The organism is Streptomyces sp. NRRL B-1140 (genome assembly GCF_001280065.1).
Lineage (GTDB): Bacteria > Actinomycetota > Actinomycetes > Streptomycetales > Streptomycetaceae > Streptomyces.
The window spans coordinates 25418-42425 of sequence record NZ_LGEA01000095.1 but is presented as its reverse complement, the minus strand read 5'-3'; the positions used below and the strand labels follow the sequence as shown (position 1 = coordinate 42425).

Sequence of the window (17008 nt, the reverse complement as noted above, 5' to 3'; positions counted from 1 at the left end):
GCTAGCCGTACTCTGGGGCCCATGCAGACCTCGCCGGACCGGCACGAGTATCCCGCCCACTGGGAAGCCGACGTGGTGCTGCGCGACGGGGGTACCGCGCGCATCCGGCCCATCACCGTTGATGACGCCGATCGCCTGGTCAGCTTCTATGAGCAGGTCTCCGACGAGTCGAAGTACTACCGCTTCTTCGCGCCGTACCCTCGCCTGTCCGCCAAGGACGTCCACCGCTTCACGCACCACGACTTTGTGGACCGGGTGGGACTCGCGGCCACAGTGGGCGGCGAGTTCATCGCCACCGTACGCTACGACCGGATCGGCCCGGACGGAACGCCCGCGTCCGCACCCGCCGACGAGGCCGAGGTCGCCTTCCTCGTGCAGGACGCCCACCAGGGCCGTGGGGTCGCCTCCGCCCTGCTCGAACACATCGGTGCCGTCGCCCGTGAGCGCGGCATCCGCCGTTTCGCCGCCGAGGTGCTGCCCGCCAACACCAAGATGATCAAGGTGTTCACGGACGCCGGCTACACGCAGAAGCGCAGCTTCGAGGACGGCGTCGTCCGTCTGGAGTTCGACCTCGAACCCACCGACCGCTCCCTGGCCGTGCAGTACGCCCGGGAACACCGCGCCGAGGCGCGGTCGGTGCAGCGGCTGCTCGCCCCCGGTTCGGTCGCCGTCATCGGCGCCGGCCGCACCCCCGGCGGTGTGGGCCGCAGCGTCCTCGGCAACATCCGGGACGCCGGGTACACCGGCCGCCTCCACGCCGTGAACAAGGCCCTTCCCGAGGAGCAGAAGGAGCTCGACGGGGTGCCCGCCCACCGCTCGGTGCGCGACATCGACGGCCCCGTGGACCTCGCCGTCGTCGCCGTCCCGGCCGAACACGTCCCCGAGGTCGTCACCGAGTGCGGCGAACACGGCGTGCAGGGGCTGGTCGTGGTCTCCGCCGGATACGCCGAGAGCGGCCCCGAGGGGCGCGAACGCCAGCGCGCCCTCGTGCGGCACGCGCGTACGTACGGCATGCGGATCATCGGCCCGAACGCCTTCGGCATCATCAACACCTCCCCCCGGGTGCGGCTCAACGCCTCCCTCGCCCCCGAGGTGCCGCGCCCCGGCCGGATCGGCCTGTTCGCCCAGTCCGGCGCCATCGGCATCGCCCTGCTGTCCCGGCTGCACCGGCGCGGCGGAGGCGTCACCGGTGTGACCGGAGTCTCCACCTTCGTCTCCTCCGGAAACCGCGCCGACGTCTCCGGCAACGATGTCCTGCAGTACTGGTACGAGGACCCCGACACCGACGTCGTCCTCATGTACCTGGAGTCCATCGGCAACCCCCGCAAGTTCACCCGCCTCGCCCGCCGGACCGCCGCGGCCAAGCCCCTGGTCGTCGTCCAGGGCGCGCGGCACGGCGCCGCCCCCCAGGGGCACGCCGTACGGGCGACCAGGCTCCCGCACGCGACCGTGTCGGCCCTGCTGCGGCAGGCCGGAGTCATCCGCGTCGACACCATCACCGAGCTGGTGGACGCGGGTCTGCTGCTCGCCCGCCAGCCCCTGCCGGCCGGGCCCAGGGTGGCGATCCTCGGCAACTCCGAGTCGCTCGGCCTGCTCACCTACGACGCGTGCCTCGCCGAGGGCCTGCGGCCGCACCCTCCGCAGGACCTGACCACGGCGGCGTCCGCGGCCGACTTCCACGCGGCCCTGTCCCGCGCGCTGGCCGACGACCGGTGCGACGCCGTCGTCGTCACCGCCATCCCGGCGGTGGGGGAGGGCTCGGTCGGGGACGCGGCCCTCGCACAGGCCCTGCGGTCGGCATCGGCAGCGGCTCCGGCGAAGCCGGTCCTCGTGGTCCATGTGGAACTCGGCGGTCTGGCGGAGGCCCTGTCGGCGGCGGCGAGCACGGCACCACAGGCCGGATCGGACAATCCACCACAAACAGCTCCCAGTCCGGCTCCGACCGCGACGCAGCCCACCGCGACGCAGCCTTCCGCCGCCGAGGCGCCCGAGGACACCCACCTCATCCCCGCCTACCCCGCCGCGGAGCGCGCCGTGCGCGCCCTCGGCCAGGCCGTCACCTACGCGCAGTGGCGACGTGACGCCGCCGACCCCGGCAAGGTGCCCGAGTACGACGACATCAACCAGAGGGGCGCCGCCGCGTTGATCGAGGGCCTCCTCGCACGCGGGCAGGGCCTCACACTCGGCTCGGACGAGACCTGCGACCTCCTCGGCCACTACGGCGTCCAGGTTCATCGCGCCCTGCCCGCCCCGACCCCCGACGCCGCCGCCGAGGCCGCCCGCACCCTCGGCTACCCGGTCGCGCTCAAGGCCACCGCCCCGCACCTGCGGCACCGCGCCGACCTGGGCGGCGTCCGCCTCGACCTCGCGGACGAGGACCAACTGCGCAGGGCCTACGTCGAGTTGACCGACCTGTTCGGCGCGCCGGAGGAGCTGCGGCCGGTGGTGCAGCGGATGGCGCCGCGCGGCGTGGACGTCGTCGTACGCGCCGTCATCGACCCCGCGGCCGGAGCCGTGCTGTCCTTCGGGCTCGCCGGGGCCGCCTCGCAGCTGCTCGGGGACACCGCGCACCGGCTCATCCCGGTCACCGACCGGGAGGCGACCTCCCTGGTGCGCTCGATCCGCACCGCCCCGCTGCTGTTCGGCTGGCGCGGCTCCGCACCGGCCGACACCCGGGCCCTCGAGGAACTGCTGCTGCGGGTGTCCCGGCTGGTCGACGACCACCCCGAGGTCGTCGCGGTCACCCTGGAGCCGGTCGTCGTCGCCTCGCACGGCCTGAGCGTGCTCGGCGCCTCCGTCCGCCTCGCGCCCCCTCCCGCCCGCGACGACCTCGGCCCACGCACGCTCCCCGCGTACTGACCGGGGGCGAGCGGTCCCTCGCAGTCAGTGGTCCCCCGTAGGATGGGCGTCATGGCCAAGACCAGTACGACGACCCAGGGGCTGCGGGCGGCGATCGAGCGCAGCGGCTACTACCCGGCCCTCGTGGCCGAGGCGGTGGAGGCCGCCGTGGGCGGCGAGCCCATGCGGTCGTACCTGGTCCACCAGGAGACGACGTTCGACCAGAACGAGGTGCGGCGGCACGTGACGGTGCTCGTCCTCACCGACACCCGCTTCATCGTCAGCCACACCGACGAGCAGGCCGCCGACAGCACCTCCCCGACGCCGTACGCCACGACGTCGACGGAGTCCGTGAAGATCGGCCGCATCTCGTCGGTCGTGGTCAGCCGCGTGGTCGCCAACCCGGAGTCGTACAAGCCGGGGACACTGCCCCGCGAAGTGGTCCTCACCATCGGCTGGGGCGCCGTCTCGCGCATCGACCTGGAGCCGGCCGCCTGCGGCGACCCCAACTGCGAGGCGGACCACGGCTACACCGGAAACTCCACGGCGGACGACCTCAGCCTGCGCGTCAGCGAGGCCGGGGACGGACCGGAGACCGTGCGGGAGGCGCTCGCCTTCGCGCAGGCCCTCTCCGAGGCGACCGCGGACACGACCCGCTGATGGCGCAGCTCGACACGGCGTGGGACCAGCACCCCGAACCGCTCTCCCTCGCGTCCGCGCCGGTCCCCGAATACGGCAGCGGATCACTCGCCGACCTTCTGCCGACCCTGGCCGCCGGTCTGGGCGTACCGGACATGAGCGCCGCGATCACCGAGCTGACCCCCGCCGACCGGAACTGCGTGTTCCTGATCGACGGCCTCGGCTGGGAGCAGCTGAGGGCGCACCCCGAGGACGCTCCTTTCATGGCGTCCCTGCTCGCCACCTCCCGCGGCGGCACCGGACGTCCGCTCACCGCCGGCTACCCGGCGACCACCGCGACCTCCCTCGCCTCCGTCGGTACCGGCCTGCCGCCCGGCGCGCACGGCCTGCCCGGCTACACCGTCCGCAACCCGGACACCGGCGAGCTGATGAACCAGCTGCGCTGGCAGCCGTGGGCCCCGCCCGGCCCCTGGCAGCCGTACCCCACGGTCTTCCAGCTGGCGCACGCGGCCGGGGTGCACGCCGCGCAGGTGTCGTCCCCGACCTTCGAGAACACCCCGCTGACCAAGGTCGCACTGAGTGGAGGAACGTTCCTCGGGCGGCTGTCCGGCGAGGACCGCGTGGACCTGGCGGCCGAGCAACTGGCCGCGGGCGACCGCTCCCTGGTGTACACGTACTTCGCCGAGGTCGACGGCGCCGGCCACCGCTACGGCGTCGACTCCGACACCTGGCGCGGCCAGCTCATGTACGCCGACCGCCTGGTCCAGCGCCTGGCCGAGCAACTGCCGCCGCGCAGCGCCCTCTACGTCACCGCCGACCACGGCATGATCGACGTGCCCTTCGACGAGCAGCACCGCATCGACTTCGACGAGGACTGGGAGCTGAGCGCCGGTGTCGCCCTGCTCGGCGGCGAAGGCCGCGCCCGCCACGTCTACGCGGTGCCCGGCGCCTCGAACGACGTCCTGACCTGCTGGCGCGAGGTGCTCGGCGAGCAGTTCTGGGTGGCCTCACGCGACGAGGCCATCGCGGCGGGCTGGTTCGGCCCGCGGATCGACGAACGGGTGTACGGCAGGATCGGCGACGTGGTCGCGGCCGCCCGCGACGACGTCCTGCTCATCGCCTCCGAGCGGGAGCCGAAGGAGTCGGCGATGGTCGGCAACCACGGCTCGATGACCCCCGCCGAGCAGCTCGTCCCCCTGCTCGAAGTACGCTCCTGAGACAGCCCCACCCCAAGCCCCGCTGTCCTCCCACGCCGAAAGGTGCTCAACTCCACATGCCCGAGCTGGTGTTCTTCTGCGGAACGATGGACTGCGGGAAGTCGACGCTGGCTCTCCAGATCGAGCACAACCGCTCCGCGCGCGGCCTGCAGGGCATGATCTACTCGCGTGACGACCGCGCCGGCGAGGGCAAGCTGTCCTCGCGTCTCGGCCTGGTGACGGACGCGGTGGAGGTCGGGGACGGGCAGGACCTCTACAGCCATCTCGTCGACCACCTCTCGCAGGGCGGCCGTGCGGACTACGTCATCGCCGACGAGGCCCAGTTCCTCGCGCCGGAGCAGATCGACCAACTCGCGCGTGTGGTCGACGACCTGAGCCTCGACGTGTACGCCTTCGGCATCACGACCGACTTCCGCTCCAAGCTCTTCCCCGGCTCGCAGCGGCTGGTGGAACTGGCCGACCGGGTCGAGGTGCTGCAGGTCGAGGCCCTGTGCTGGTGCGGAGCCCGCGCCACGCACAACGCCCGCACGATAGGCGGGGTGATGGTCGTCGAAGGCGCCCAGGTGGTCGTCGGCGACGTCACCCACTCCGCGGACGAGGTCGGCTACGAGGTGCTGTGCCGGCGTCACCACCGCCGCCGGATGACGGCGGCGACGTCCCGCGCCGCGGCCCTCTCCCCGGACGTGCTGCCGGTGACGTCCGCCTGATCCGAGGCCGGTGCGCCGGGCTTCAGCTCGGGCACTGCACCAACGCGAACCGGGCCCCTTCCGGGTCCGACACCTGCGCCACCCGCCCGTGCTCGGTGTCGTGCACCGGCTTGAGGACCTGCCCGCCCAGGTGGGCCAGGTGGTCAAGGGCATCGTTTACGTCGGCCACCTGGAAGTACGTGATCCAGTGCGGCCCCCGGTCACGGGGCAGGGTGTGTCCCAGGCCGTGGATGCCGGCCACGGGTTCGCCGCCGAGGTGCAGGGACACGTAGTCGAAGTCGGCGGAGACCACCGGCTCCTCCTCGTAGCCGAAGACCAGCCGGTAGAACTTGGCGACGCTCGCCGACTCGAAGGTCAGCAGCTCGTTCCAGGCGGGTGTGCCGGAAACGCCGGAGACGGCGGTGCCGAGGTGCGCGGCGGCCTGCCAGACACCGAAGACCGCGCCGGCGGGATCGGAGCAGATCGCCATGCGGCCGGCGTCGGCGGCGTCCAGCGGGCCCACGCCGACCGTGCCACCGCGGCTGCGCACCGTCTCGGCCGTCAGATCCACGTTCTCCGAGGCGAAGTACGGCGTCCACGCGATGGGCAGATGGCGGTCCGGCGGCAGGCGTCCGATCCCGGCCACCTCGCGCCCGTCGAGCAGCGCCCGCACGTAGGGCCCGAGTTGCTGGGGGCCGGGCTGGAACTCCCAGCCGAACAGCGCTCCGTAGAACTCCTGGGTCGCGTCCGGGCCGTGCACCATCAGGCTCACCCAACAGGGCGCGCCGGGCGCGTGCCGAGCGGGTGTGTCGCTGCTCGGCCCGGCGGGCCCCCGTGCGTCGGTCATCGTCACTCTCTTCTCGGCCTCGCGGTGGCCGTGCTCTCCGCAGCCTGGTGGGGCGGCCCTGTGGGGCGTCCCGTTCCGGGAGAATGCCCGATGTGCGGGCACCTGGGGCTCACGGCGCGCTTGTCGGCGGGTGTCGCTCAGCTGTACAGCACGTGCTTGTTCCCGTACGCCGCGTAACCGCCCTGCTCCGGCCGAGCAGAGTAGCCGGACAGGGACGGCTCGGCCACCCCGTGCGCGAGGATGGGGCCATGAACGCCATCATCTCCGCATCCGACCTCGCCAGGGACCTCACCGGCGCCCGCCCGCCGGTCCTGCTCGACGTCCGCTGGCAGCTCACCGCGGCCAAGGCGGCCGGCGAGCCGCCGTTCGACGGCCGGGCCGCGTACGAGGCAGGGCACCTGCCCGGAGCCGTCTACGTCGACCTGGACCGGGAGTTGGCCTCCGCGCCGGGCGCCGACGGCCGGCACCCCCTGCCCGACCTCGCGCGCTTCGGCGCCGCGATGCGCCGGGCGGGCGTCTTCGCCGGAACTCCGGTGGTCGCCTACGACGGCGGCCAGGGGTGGGCGGCGGCCCGGGCGTGGTGGCTGCTGCGCTGGACGGGTCACCCGGATGTGCGAGTCCTCGACGGCGGGTTGCCGTCCTGGGAAGGCCCGTTGGACACCTCCGTGCCGACTCCGGAGGAGGGCGACTTCGTGCCCGAGCCGGGAGCGACGGGGCTGCTCGACGCGGATGCCGCCGCGGCGCTGGCACGGTCCGGTGTGCTGCTGGACGCGCGGGCGGGGGAGCGGTACCGCGGCGAGGTGGAGCCGATCGACCCGGTGGCCGGGCACATCCCGGGCGCGGTGTCGGCGCCCACCACGGAGAACGTGGGGGCCGACGGGCGTTTCCTTCCCGCCGGGGAACTGCGAGAGCGGTTCAAGGGGCTGGGTGTGACCGAGGGTTCGAGGGTCGGCGTGTACTGCGGTTCGGGGGTCTCCGCCGCCCACCAGGTCCTGGCCCTAGCGGCCGCCGGGATTCCGGCCGAGCTGTACGTGGGGTCATGGTCGGAGTGGTCCTCGGACCCGGACCGGCCGGTGGCCGTGGGTCCGGACCCGCAGTGATCTGACAGGAGGAGGGGGCCGCGCCTGGTTTCGGCGTGGCCCCCTCCTCCTCGGAATGACTCGTGCGAGAGTTCGCCCGGCTACTCCTGCTTCTTGCGCCGCGTGCCGAACACGATCTCGTCCCAGCTCGGTACGGCCGCCCTGCGGCCGGGGCGGACGCCGTCGGCTTCGGCCTGCCGGTCGGTGGCGCCGATGAGCCGGTCGCGGTGGCTGCCCACGCTGCGCGGCATGAGGACGTCCGCATAGGCGGAACCGGCCGAGGCCGCGGAAGCCGGAGGCTCCTCCTCCTCGACCTCGGCGACGACGACGGCCTCCTCCTCGGTCTCCGCCGGGGGGAGTTCCGGAACCACGAGGTCGCCGCGGAAGCTCGGCACCGCCTCGAGCAGGCTGGTCAGCGAGTCGCGCTCGCCGGTGGTCTCCTCGAGTGGCTCGGACGCCTGGGCGGGCAGACTCGGCCGCTCGCGTTCGGGGCGGTCCAGCGGTCTGTCGCGCGGCAGCCGGGCGATCCGGGGGACGAACGGGAAGCTGGGCTCGGGTGCCGACAGGTCGTCGGTCTCGCCGATCAGGGAGCGCGCCTCGTCGTCGACGGCCTGGACGAGCCGCCGGGGCGGGTCGTACGTCCAGCTCGCCGAGTGCGGTTCGCCGGCGACGCGGTAGACCAGCAGGACCTCCCACGTGCCGTCGTCGCGACGCCACGAGTCCCACTGGACGGTGTCCTTGTCGGCACCGCGCAGCAGCAGCCGCTCCTGCACGGCCTCGCCGAGGGGCGGGCCGGAGTTCTCGCCGGGGCGGCGGACCGGGGTCTTGCGCGCCCGCTCGGCCATGAAGGCACGCTCGGCGAGCACGGGGCCCTCGAAGCGGCGCACCCGGTCGACGGGGATGCCGGCCATCTGCGCGACCTCTTCCGCGGTCGCGCCGGCACGTATACGCGCCTGGATGTCGCGGGGGCGGAGGTGGCTCTCGACCTCGATCTCGATCTGGCCGAGGCGCGGACGGTCGCCGCGCACCGCAGCGCGCAGGCGTTCGTCGATCGGAAGCGTGTACTCCGTAGAGTCGGCAGCCTTCAGCACCAGCCGTGTGCCGTCATTCGAGACGGCCACGACACGCAGTTCGGGCATGGGGACCTCCCGGGTGGTGCCTGCCGACGTCACGTGCGTCGCTGCTTCCGCTAGTCGAGTGTGGCCTGCCCGGGTGCAGCCTGCCACAACCTTGCCGAGTTGCCCGGCGTGTCGGGCGCGGGCCCTGGATCGCCGTTATGGCACGGTTACCTATTCGCAACGCTAAGTGACGAACTCTGTCACGCTGTGCAACTAGCCCCCTCCCGGCGGTCCTCAAGGCCCTGTACACCCTGACGGGAGACCGGACCCAGGGCTCGCAACAGTACTCCATTCGGGCCACGTGCGTGGATTGGCGCGCCGCCCAACTTCTGCCACGGGGTGGGACTTGACTTCTCCTGCCCCCCACTCGCGATCTTGAACGTGGGGTACTTCACGTAATCACCAGAATCGGAACCAAGGGGTCGGGCCGGGGCGCGCGGTCGCCGCCCCGCCGCGTCGCGTGCCACGCCCTGCCCCGCCCGACTCCCAGCGTCACGGGGAGCGTGGGCACGGGAAGCGCAACCCCTTTGCGCCCCCTACGCCCCCAAAACCCTGCGCAAGTAGTCGTTCTGGAACAGCCGGTCGGGGTCGAGACGATCCCGCAGCGCCGTGAACTCGCCGAAGCGCGGATACACCCGGGAGAAGTACTCGGCGTCCCTGGTGTGGATCTTCCCCCAGTGCGGACGGCCCTCGTGGGCGGTGAAGATGCGCTCGGCGGACGTGAAGTACCGCTGGTACGGCGTGCCCCGGAACATGTGGACGGCGATGTAGGCGCTGTCCCTGCCGGAGGCGGTGGACAGCGTGATGTCGTCCGCGGGGGCGGTGCGCACCTCGACGGGGAAGCTGACCCTGAGGCCCGAGCGGTCGACCATCGCCTTCAGCTCGCGCAGCGTCTCGACGACGGCCGCGCGCGGAACGGCGTACTCCATCTCCACGAAGCGCACCCGGCGCGGCGACGTGAAGACCTTGTAGGGGATGTCCGTGTAGGTCCGCGCGGACAACGCCTTGCTGGAGATCCGGGCGATCGCGGGGATCGTGGCGGGCACCGCGCGGCCGACCCAGTTGGCCACCTGGAAGACCCCGTTGGAGAGGAACTCGTCCTCGATGAAGCTCTTGAACTGCGGCACGGGCTTCTCCGGCCCCGCGCTGCGGTTGTTGCGCTTGGTGTTGGTGCTGCCCGTGTGGGGGAACCAGTAGAACTCGAAGTGCTCGTTCTCGGCCCAGAGTTCCTCGAAGTCGGAGAGGACCCGGTCGAACGGCATGGGCTCCTCGCGGGCCGTGAGCAGGAAGACCGGCTCGACGGCGAAGGTGATCGCGGTGACCAGGCCCAGGGCGCCGAGGCCGATGCGGGCGGCGGCGAAGACCTCCGGGTTCTCCTTCTCGGAGCAGGTGAGGACCGAGCCGTCGGCGGTGACCAGTTCCAGGCCCTTGATCTGGGCGGCGATCGAGCCGGATTCGCGGCCCGTGCCGTGCGTTCCGGTGCTGGTGGCCCCGGAGACCGTCTGCTCCATGATGTCGCCCATGTTCGTGAGCGACAGGCCCTCGCGCGCGAGAGCCACATTGAGCCTCTTGAGCGGGGTGCCGGCCTCCACCGTGACCGTCATGTTCTCACGGTCGATGTGGCGGATCCCGGTCAGCAGCTGAGGACGGATCAGCACACCGTCCGTCGCGGCTATGGAGGTGAAGGAGTGCCCGGCGCCGACCGCCTTCACCTTGAGGCCGTCCTCGGCGGCCCGCCGCACCGCGGCGGCCAGTTCGTCGACGGAAGCGGGGGTGACCTCTCGCGCGGGACGAGCCGAGACGTTGCCGCCCCAGTTACGCCACGTGCCGTTCTTTCCGTTCGCTGTGCTGCTCAACGGAGCCTCCCCGACCCGCTGCCGGTCGCTTGAGCCGGCGGAACCCGAGGAAACCCACCGCGACCGCGACGGCCCCGGCCACGGCCGGAACCCCGTACCCCGCACGCGCCCCGGCCGCGTCGATCACCCAGCCGGCCGCGGAGGAGCCGAGTGCGACCCCCACCGCGAGCCCGGTGCTCACCCAGGTCATGCCCTCGGTGAGCTGCGCGCGTGGTACGTGCTCTTCGATGAGGGACATCGTCGTGATCATCGTCGGAGCGATGGACAGACCCGCAACGAACAGCGCCACGGCCAGAAACGGCAAGTTTCCGACCAGTAGGAGGGGGATCATACTCACGGCCATGGCACACACGCCCAGCAGCCACCGACGTTCCGGCGCCCCGGCGAAGCGCAGCAGCCCGTAGATCATCCCCGCGACACAGGAACCGCCCGCGTACAGGGCGAGGACGACGCTCGCCGCGGCCTTGCGGCCCTCCTCGTCGGCGAAGGCCACGGTGACCACGTCGACCGCCCCGAAGATGGCGCCGGTGGCGACGAAGGTGGCGACCAGGACCTGAAGCCCCGGCGCGCGCATCGCGCTGCCGCCGCCCTTGTGCTCCCGCGGGTGCGGCTCGGGCTCGGTGGCGCGCTGCGCGGTCAGCCAGAACACCCCGGCGGCCAGGAAGCAGGCGGCGAGCAGCGGGCCGGCCTCCGGGAACCAGGCCGTGGACAGACCGATGGAGATGATCGGCCCGAAGACGAAGCACACCTCGTCCACCACGGACTCGAAGGAGTACGCGGTGTGCAGCTGCGGGGTGCCGCGGTACAGCGCCGCCCAGCGGGCCCGGATCATCGCGCCGACGCTCGGCACGCAGCCGATGCCCACGCAGGCCACGAACAGCACCCAGTCCGGCCACCCGTAGTGCGCGGCGAACAGCAGGAGGGCCGCCGCCGTGAGCGAGATCAGCGTGGCCGGGCGCAGCACCCGCCGCTGCCCGTACTGGTCCACCAGGCGGGAGACCTGCGGCCCGGCCACCGCGGCGGCCAGCGCGATGGTCGCCGAGAGGGCACCGGCCAGCCCGTACCGCCCGGTGAGCTGCGAGATCATCGTGACCACGCCGATGCCCATCATCGACAGCGGCATCCGGCCGAGGAAGCCCGCGGCGGAGAAACCCTTGGAGCCTGGGGCTGCGAAGAGGGCGCGGTAGGGGCTGGGCAACGGGGTCTCCGAGAGGCTCAGTAAGCTGCGAACGCAGTCGACACAGCTTACGGCCCGGAACGCCTCCGATGCACCCGTCCGGCCCGGCATCACAGCGCCCCGGCGCTCCCTTCCGCCCCGGCACAGCGGGGCCTCGGCGCTCTCGTCCGGCCGGGCACCACTTCGCCCGGCGCCCGCGGCCGACCCTGCTAGCGCATCGCCCCCGTGCCTGGCGGCCGCGCCGGTGTCACCCCCGCCGTTTCCCGGCTGTCGGTGCAGAGTGGCAGGATCGACTCATGCCAGACGCGCGCGATGTCAGCCCCTACGACGCCCTGCTCCTGCTCTCGTTCGGCGGCCCGGAAGGCCCGGACGACGTGGTTCCGTTCCTGGAGAACGTGACGCGTGGGCGCGGCATCCCCAAGGAACGCCTCAAGGAAGTCGGGCAGCACTACTTCCTGTTCGGCGGGGTCAGTCCGATCAACGACCAGAACCGCGCCCTGCTGGACGCCCTGCGCAAGGACTTCGCCGACCACGGCCTGGACCTGCCGGTCTACTGGGGGAACCGCAACTGGGCGCCGTACCTGACGGACACCCTGCGCGACATGGTCCGCGACGGCCGCCGCCGCGTCCTGGTCCTCGCCACCAGCGCCTACGCCTCCTACTCGGGCTGCCGCCAGTACCGCGAGAACCTCGCCGACGCGCTCGCGACCCTGGAGGCGGAGGGCCTGGAGCCGCCGAGGGTCGACAAGCTGCGGCACTACTTCAACCACCCGGGGTTCCTGGAGCCCATGATCGACGGCGTGCTCCAGTCCCTCGCCGAGCTTCCCGAGGACGTCCGGGACGGGGCGCACCTCGCCTTCTCGACACACTCGATCCCGACGGCCTCCGCCGACACCTCCGGCCCCGTCGAGGAGCACGGCGACGGCGGGGCGTACGTGAAGCAGCACCTGGACGTGGCGCAGCAGATCGCCGACGCCGTCCGGGAGCGCACCGGCGTCGACCACCCCTGGCAGCTCGTCTACCAGTCCCGCTCCGGCGCCCCACACATCCCGTGGCTGGAGCCCGACATCTGCGACCACCTCGACGAGCGGCACGCGGCCGGCGTCCCGGCCGTCGTCATCGCCCCCATCGGCTTCGTCTCCGACCACATGGAGGTCCTCTACGACCTCGACACGGAGGCCAGGGCCAGGGCCGAGGAGCTCGGTCTGCCGATGCGGCGCTCGGCCACCGTCGGTGCCGATCCCAGGTTCGCCGCCGCCGTCCGCGAGCTCGTCGTGGAGCGTGCCGCCGTCGAACGCGGGCAGGACGTCGCACCGTGCGCCCTGGGGGCTCTCGGGGCGAGCCACAACCTCTGCCCGGTCGGCTGCTGCCCGGCCCGCGCCCCCCGGCCCGCCGCCGCGGGCGCCGACAGCACCTACGCCTGAGGAGCCTTGTGACCGACCCCCTGCACACGGACCTGCTCGACCTCGCCCAGGAGGCCGCCCGCCGCGCCGGCGCTCTGCTGCGGGACGGGCGCCCGGCCGACCTCGCGGTCGCCGCGACCAAGTCCAGCCCCATCGACGTCGTCACCGAGATGGACATCGCGGCGGAGAAGCTGATCACAGGTCTGATCGCCGAGCACCGCCCGGACGACGGCATCCTCGGCGAGGAGGGCGCCGCCACGGAGGGCACGAGCGGCGTCCGCTGGGTGATCGACCCGCTCGACGGCACGGTGAACTACCTGTACGGGCTGCCCACCTGGGCCGTCTCCATCGCCGCCGAGCAGAACGGCGAGACCGTCGTCGGAGTCGTCACGGCCCCGATGCGCGGGGAGTCGTTCCACGCGGTGCGCGGCCGCGGCGCCTGGGCGACCGGCGCCTGGGACGGTGAGCGCAGGCTGGCCTGCCGCCCCGCGGCGCCCCTGGAGCAGGCGCTGGTGTCGACGGGCTTCAACTACGTCGCCGACGTCCGCGCCCACCAGGCCGATGTGGCCCAGCGGCTGATCCCGCTGCTGCGGGACATCCGGCGCGGCGGCTCGGCCGCGGTCGACCTGTGCGACGTGGCCGCGGGACGCCTCGACGGCTACTACGAGCGCGGTCTGCACCCCTGGGACCTCGCGGCGGGGGACCTGATCGCCCGGGAGGCGGGCGCGCTGACCGGTGGACGCCCCGGAGAGCGCCCGTCGGGCGATCTGACGGTGGCGGGCACCCCCGGCGTGTTCGAACCCCTCCAGCGGCTCCTGGAGGAGTTCGGGGCCTGGCACGACTGAGGAGGCGGGGCCCTGCGGACAGGGGCCGACGACGCGGTGAACACCGGGTGAACGCGCCTGCGTGACAACGCGACGGGCCCCGGCGCTGGATTCGCCGGGGCCCGCTCTTGCCGCGTGATCAGACGCTCGTCGCGCCGACCTGCACACCGTGCTCCGCGGCGAGTCGGCGCAGGTCGTCGAGCTCGCCCTGCTCCACGTCGACGAGGAACTCGTCGCCCTCGTCGCGAGCCCGGGACAGATCGGACTCGGTCGCCCTTATGCGCTGCAGAAGTCCTGCGGTGAAAGCGTCCATGCTGCGCCCCCTCGTCCTGGGTCGTGGGTCGATGGCACGGGGGTGTGCCGTTCGGAAGGGACGATCACGCCGCATGTGGATGCCCAGCGCCGCTCGGCCGGGCGGCGACGGTGCCGGACACCCACGCCCGCCCTGCGGAAAGCGGATTGATGCGCACCGCATGGTGGTGCGGCGCCAGCAGAGCGTGATCGTGGGATGTAAAGCCGTCCTCCCCAAGCTCCCTTCCGTGGAAACCTAACCGGGGGAGAAAATCTGGTATTCCCTCCCGGAGCCAGGGGCCCTCACCCGCCTTACCTCCGACTTATGGCCGAAAAGGGCAGGATGGAGGGCAACACACCAAGCACTGTCGAAGACCCCTGCCCACGTGTGCCCGGTGAAGGGCTACGCGGGTGGACATGAGGAAGGACCAGCAACGTGCGCGTACTCGTCGTCGAGGACGAGCAGCTGCTCGCCGATGCGGTGGCCACCGGACTGCGCCGGGAGGCCATGGCCGTCGACGTCGTGTACGACGGTGCGGCCGCCCTGGAGCGCATCGGCGTCAACGACTACGACGTGGTCGTCCTCGACCGCGACCTCCCGGTTGTGCACGGTGACGACGTCTGCCGCAAGATCGTCGAACTGGGCATGCCCACGCGCGTGCTGATGCTGACGGCCTCCGGCGACGTCAGCGACCGGGTCGAGGGACTGGAGATCGGCGCCGACGACTACCTGCCCAAGCCGTTCGCCTTCAGTGAGCTCATTGCGCGGGTGCGCGCCCTCGGCCGGCGCACCAGCGTCCCCCTGCCGCCCGTCCTGGAGCGTGCCGGGATCAAGCTCGACCCCAACCGGCGCGAGGTGTTCCGCGACGGCCAGGAGGTCCAGCTCGCTCCCAAGGAGTTCGCGGTCCTGGAAGTGCTGATGCGCAGCGAGGGCGCCGTCGTCTCCGCCGAGCAGCTCCTGGAGAAGGCCTGGGACGAGAACACGGACCCGTTCACGAACGTCGTGCGCGTGACCGTCATGACGCTGCGCCGCAAGCTGGGCGAGCCCCCCGTCATCGTCACCGTCCCCGGCTCCGGCTACCGGATCTGATACCCCGTGGCAACCACTCCCGCACCCCCGCAGGCACCCCCCAAGCCCACCTGGGACCCCCGGCGGCCCGTGCCGCCTTTCCCGTGGCTGCGCCCGACCATCCGCATAAGGCTCACGCTGCTCTACGGCGGCATGTTCCTGATCGCCGGCATCCTGCTGTTGTCGATCATCTACCTGCTGGCCGCGCAGGCGCTGCACGTGGGCAGCGACCTGCCCTTCAAGATCGTCGAGGGCAAGGTCACCAGCGACATCTGCAACCTGCCCGACCAGGCCTCGCCGAGCGAGTTCAACAACGCCATGAACGCCTGTGTCAACGAGCAGCGGCGGCACGCCCTGGACGACCTGCTCAGCCGCTCCCTCCTGGCCCTGCTCGGCCTGGCCGTCATCGCCTTCGCCTTCGGTTACGCGATGGCCGGCCGCGTCCTGTCGCCGCTGGGCCGGATCACCCGTACCGCCCGGGCGGTGGCGGGCTCGGATCTGTCCCGCCGGATCGAGCTGGACGGCCCGGACGATGAGCTCAAGGAGCTGGCGGACACCTTCGACGACATGCTGGAGCGGCTGCAGCGCGCCTTCACGGCCCAGCAGCGCTTCGTCGGCAACGCCTCGCACGAACTGCGGACGCCGCTGGCGATCAACCGCACGCTCCTGGAGGTGCACCTGTCCGACCCGAACGCGCCGATGGAGCTCCAGCAGCTCGGCAAGACGCTGCTGGCCACCAACGAGCGCAGTGAGCAGCTCGTCGAGGGGCTGCTGCTGCTCGCCCGCAGCGACAACCAGGTCGTCGAGCGGGGGCCCGTGGACCTCGCCGAGGTCGCCTCGCAGGCCATCGACCAGGTGAACGGCGAGGCCGAGAGCAAGGGCGTCGTGATCCGGGGCGAGCGGAAGCCCGCGGTCGTGCAGGGCAACGGCGTGCTGCTGGAGCGCATCGCGCTCAACCTCGTGCAGAACGCCGTGCGCTACAACGTGGCGGAGGGCGGCTGGGTCGAGGTCACCACCGATGTGCAGCACGGCCAGGCGGTCCTGGTCGTCTCCAACACGGGCCCGGTGGTGCCGGCGTACGAGATCGACAACCTCTTCGAGCCGTTCCGGCGGCTGCGCACGGAGCGGACGGGCAGCGACAAGGGCGTGGGACTCGGGCTGTCCATCGTCCGGTCCGTGGCCCGGGCGCACGGCGGGCACATCTATGCCCAGCCGCGTGAAGGGGGTGGACTCGTCATGCGCGTCACGCTGCCCATCTGAGATCATGTCGCCGATCAACTCGGCGGCACTCGGGGATGTTCGCTTTGCGCGGAATTTCTGAGCCTTCACCGCGCGTGCACCGTGTGTGATCGATCACAGGGACGCCTTTCCGGCCATCTACTCTCCGTGATCATGCACGCTGTCGTAAAGCCGGGAAAATCCCGGTTTTCGGGGGTCTTGATCACGGGAAGTACACGGTGAGACGCCTTTGGCGTGCAGCATTCGGACCGTGTACGGTCCCCATCGCCATCCAAGCCGATCACTCGTCAGGAGTCCGGTTGGGTGTCGATTGAGTAACAGACCTTGATGTGAGGCAAAATCTCCGCCTCAGGTCGGGCACAAGTCCGGCCTCTCACGCGTTACGTGCGCTGGAGACACCGCAGACACCCAGAGGGGGAGAGCGACCATGGCAACCGATTACGACACTCCACGCAAGACCGACGACGACGTCGACTCGGACAGCCTCGAAGAGCTGAAGGCCCGGAGGAACGACAAGTCGGCCTCCGCCGTGGACGTCGACGAGTTCGAGGCCGCCGAAGGCCTCGAGCTGCCCGGAGCCGACCTCTCGAACGAGGAGCTGGCCGTCCGGGTGCTCCCGAAGCAGCAGGACGAGTTCACCTGCATGAGCTGCTTCCTGGTGCACCACCGCAGCCAGCTGGCCCGGGAGAAGAACGGTCAGCCGATCTGCCGCGACTGCGACTGAG

Annotated in this window: 15 protein-coding genes; 10 read left to right on the top strand and 5 right to left on the bottom strand. The window is 71.9% G+C overall.

Features of this window, described 5'->3' with window-relative positions; genetic code table 11:
- The first annotated feature begins 21 nt into the window (after positions 1 to 21).
- The 4 genes from ADK65_RS16915 to ADK65_RS16900 are packed head-to-tail and all read left to right on the top strand — an operon-like array spanning position 22 to position 5401.
- Positions 22 to 2859 (top strand): bifunctional GNAT family N-acetyltransferase/acetate--CoA ligase family protein, encoded by a 2838-nt coding sequence (locus tag ADK65_RS16915; RefSeq protein WP_053670988.1) that lies wholly within the window; start codon positions 22 to 24, stop codon positions 2857 to 2859.
- 51 nt (positions 2860 to 2910) lie between these two features.
- Positions 2911 to 3498: a DUF5998 family protein gene (locus ADK65_RS16910; protein WP_170320912.1), complete on the top strand. Its 588-nt coding sequence runs from the start codon at positions 2911 to 2913 to the stop codon at positions 3496 to 3498.
- Complete coding sequence (locus ADK65_RS16905) at positions 3498 to 4694, top strand: alkaline phosphatase family protein (protein WP_053670986.1); 1197 nt, start codon at positions 3498 to 3500, stop codon at positions 4692 to 4694. The genes ADK65_RS16910 and ADK65_RS16905 overlap by 1 nt, the downstream gene beginning before the upstream one ends.
- Positions 4695 to 4750: 56 nt before the next feature.
- The gene (locus ADK65_RS16900; RefSeq protein WP_053670985.1) at positions 4751 to 5401 is read left to right on the top strand and encodes a thymidine kinase; all 651 of its coding nucleotides are present in this window, start codon (positions 4751 to 4753) and stop codon (positions 5399 to 5401) included.
- A 22-nt stretch (positions 5402 to 5423) separates the two neighbouring features.
- On the opposite strand, the gene ADK65_RS16895 is transcribed toward ADK65_RS16900, so the two are convergent.
- Positions 5424 to 6227, bottom strand: coding sequence for a VOC family protein (locus tag ADK65_RS16895; protein ID WP_053670984.1), 804 nt, complete (start codon positions 6225 to 6227; stop codon positions 5424 to 5426).
- 248 nt (positions 6228 to 6475) lie between these two features.
- Here ADK65_RS16895 and ADK65_RS16890 point away from each other — a divergent pair, with 248 nt between their 5' ends.
- Positions 6476 to 7327 (top strand): sulfurtransferase, encoded by an 852-nt coding sequence (locus ADK65_RS16890; RefSeq protein ID WP_053670983.1) that lies wholly within the window; start codon positions 6476 to 6478, stop codon positions 7325 to 7327.
- An 80-nt stretch (positions 7328 to 7407) separates the two neighbouring features.
- Here ADK65_RS16890 and sepH read toward each other — a convergent pair whose 3' ends face one another.
- The 3 genes from sepH to ADK65_RS16875 form a co-directional block, all read right to left on the bottom strand.
- Positions 7408 to 8445: a septation protein SepH gene (gene sepH / locus ADK65_RS16885; RefSeq protein WP_053670982.1), complete on the bottom strand. Its 1038-nt coding sequence runs from the start codon at positions 8443 to 8445 to the stop codon at positions 7408 to 7410.
- 515 nt (positions 8446 to 8960) lie between these two features.
- On the bottom strand, positions 8961 to 10280 hold the full coding sequence (locus ADK65_RS16880) for a D-arabinono-1,4-lactone oxidase (RefSeq protein WP_053670981.1): 1320 nt from the start codon (positions 10278 to 10280) through the stop codon (positions 8961 to 8963).
- Positions 10240 to 11478, bottom strand: coding sequence for an MFS transporter (locus ADK65_RS16875; RefSeq protein ID WP_053670980.1), 1239 nt, complete (start codon positions 11476 to 11478; stop codon positions 10240 to 10242). The genes ADK65_RS16880 and ADK65_RS16875 overlap by 41 nt, the downstream gene beginning before the upstream one ends.
- 275 nt (positions 11479 to 11753) lie before the next feature.
- Here ADK65_RS16875 and ADK65_RS16870 point away from each other — a divergent pair, with 275 nt between their 5' ends.
- Together ADK65_RS16870 and ADK65_RS16865 are read left to right on the top strand one after the other, a co-directional pair.
- On the top strand, positions 11754 to 12881 hold the full coding sequence (locus ADK65_RS16870; protein ID WP_053670979.1) for a ferrochelatase: 1128 nt from the start codon (positions 11754 to 11756) through the stop codon (positions 12879 to 12881).
- An 8-nt stretch (positions 12882 to 12889) separates the two neighbouring features.
- A complete protein-coding gene (locus ADK65_RS16865; protein WP_053670978.1) occupies positions 12890 to 13705 on the top strand; it encodes an inositol monophosphatase family protein in 816 nt (271 codons plus the stop codon).
- A 118-nt stretch (positions 13706 to 13823) separates the two neighbouring features.
- Here the strand turns inward: ADK65_RS16865 and ADK65_RS38855 are convergent, their stop codons facing one another.
- Positions 13824 to 13997: a hypothetical protein gene (locus ADK65_RS38855; protein WP_167526644.1), complete on the bottom strand. Its 174-nt coding sequence runs from the start codon at positions 13995 to 13997 to the stop codon at positions 13824 to 13826.
- Positions 13998 to 14411: 414 nt separating this feature from the next.
- On the opposite strand from ADK65_RS38855, the gene ADK65_RS16860 reads away from it, so the two are divergent.
- The 3 genes from ADK65_RS16860 (at position 14412) to ADK65_RS16850 (ending at position 17007) form a co-directional block, all read left to right on the top strand.
- Positions 14412 to 15065, top strand: coding sequence for a response regulator transcription factor (locus tag ADK65_RS16860; protein ID WP_053670977.1), 654 nt, complete (start codon positions 14412 to 14414; stop codon positions 15063 to 15065).
- A 6-nt stretch (positions 15066 to 15071) separates the two neighbouring features.
- On the top strand, positions 15072 to 16304 hold the full coding sequence (locus ADK65_RS16855; protein WP_053670976.1) for a sensor histidine kinase: 1233 nt from the start codon (positions 15072 to 15074) through the stop codon (positions 16302 to 16304).
- Between the two features lie 406 nt (positions 16305 to 16710).
- On the top strand, positions 16711 to 17007 hold the full coding sequence (locus tag ADK65_RS16850) for a DUF4193 domain-containing protein (protein ID WP_003993510.1): 297 nt from the start codon (positions 16711 to 16713) through the stop codon (positions 17005 to 17007).
- The last annotated feature ends 1 nt before the right edge of the window (position 17008 follow it).

Coding starts and splice junctions, on each gene's coding strand:
- ADK65_RS16915 (WP_053670988.1), top strand. CDS start 22: ATGCAGACCTCGCCGGACCGGCACGAGTATCCCGCCCACTGGGAAGCC.
- ADK65_RS16910 (WP_170320912.1), top strand. CDS start 2,911: ATGGCCAAGACCAGTACGACGACCCAGGGGCTGCGGGCGGCGATCGAG.
- ADK65_RS16905 (WP_053670986.1), top strand. CDS start 3,498: ATGGCGCAGCTCGACACGGCGTGGGACCAGCACCCCGAACCGCTCTCC.
- ADK65_RS16900 (WP_053670985.1), top strand. CDS start 4,751: ATGCCCGAGCTGGTGTTCTTCTGCGGAACGATGGACTGCGGGAAGTCG.
- ADK65_RS16895 (WP_053670984.1), bottom strand. CDS start 6,227: ATGACCGACGCACGGGGGCCCGCCGGGCCGAGCAGCGACACACCCGCT.
- ADK65_RS16890 (WP_053670983.1), top strand. CDS start 6,476: ATGAACGCCATCATCTCCGCATCCGACCTCGCCAGGGACCTCACCGGC.
- sepH (WP_053670982.1), bottom strand. CDS start 8,445: ATGCCCGAACTGCGTGTCGTGGCCGTCTCGAATGACGGCACACGGCTG.
- ADK65_RS16870 (WP_053670979.1), top strand. CDS start 11,754: ATGCCAGACGCGCGCGATGTCAGCCCCTACGACGCCCTGCTCCTGCTC.
- ADK65_RS38855 (WP_167526644.1), bottom strand. CDS start 13,997: ATGGACGCTTTCACCGCAGGACTTCTGCAGCGCATAAGGGCGACCGAG.
- ADK65_RS16850 (WP_003993510.1), top strand. CDS start 16,711: ATGGCAACCGATTACGACACTCCACGCAAGACCGACGACGACGTCGAC.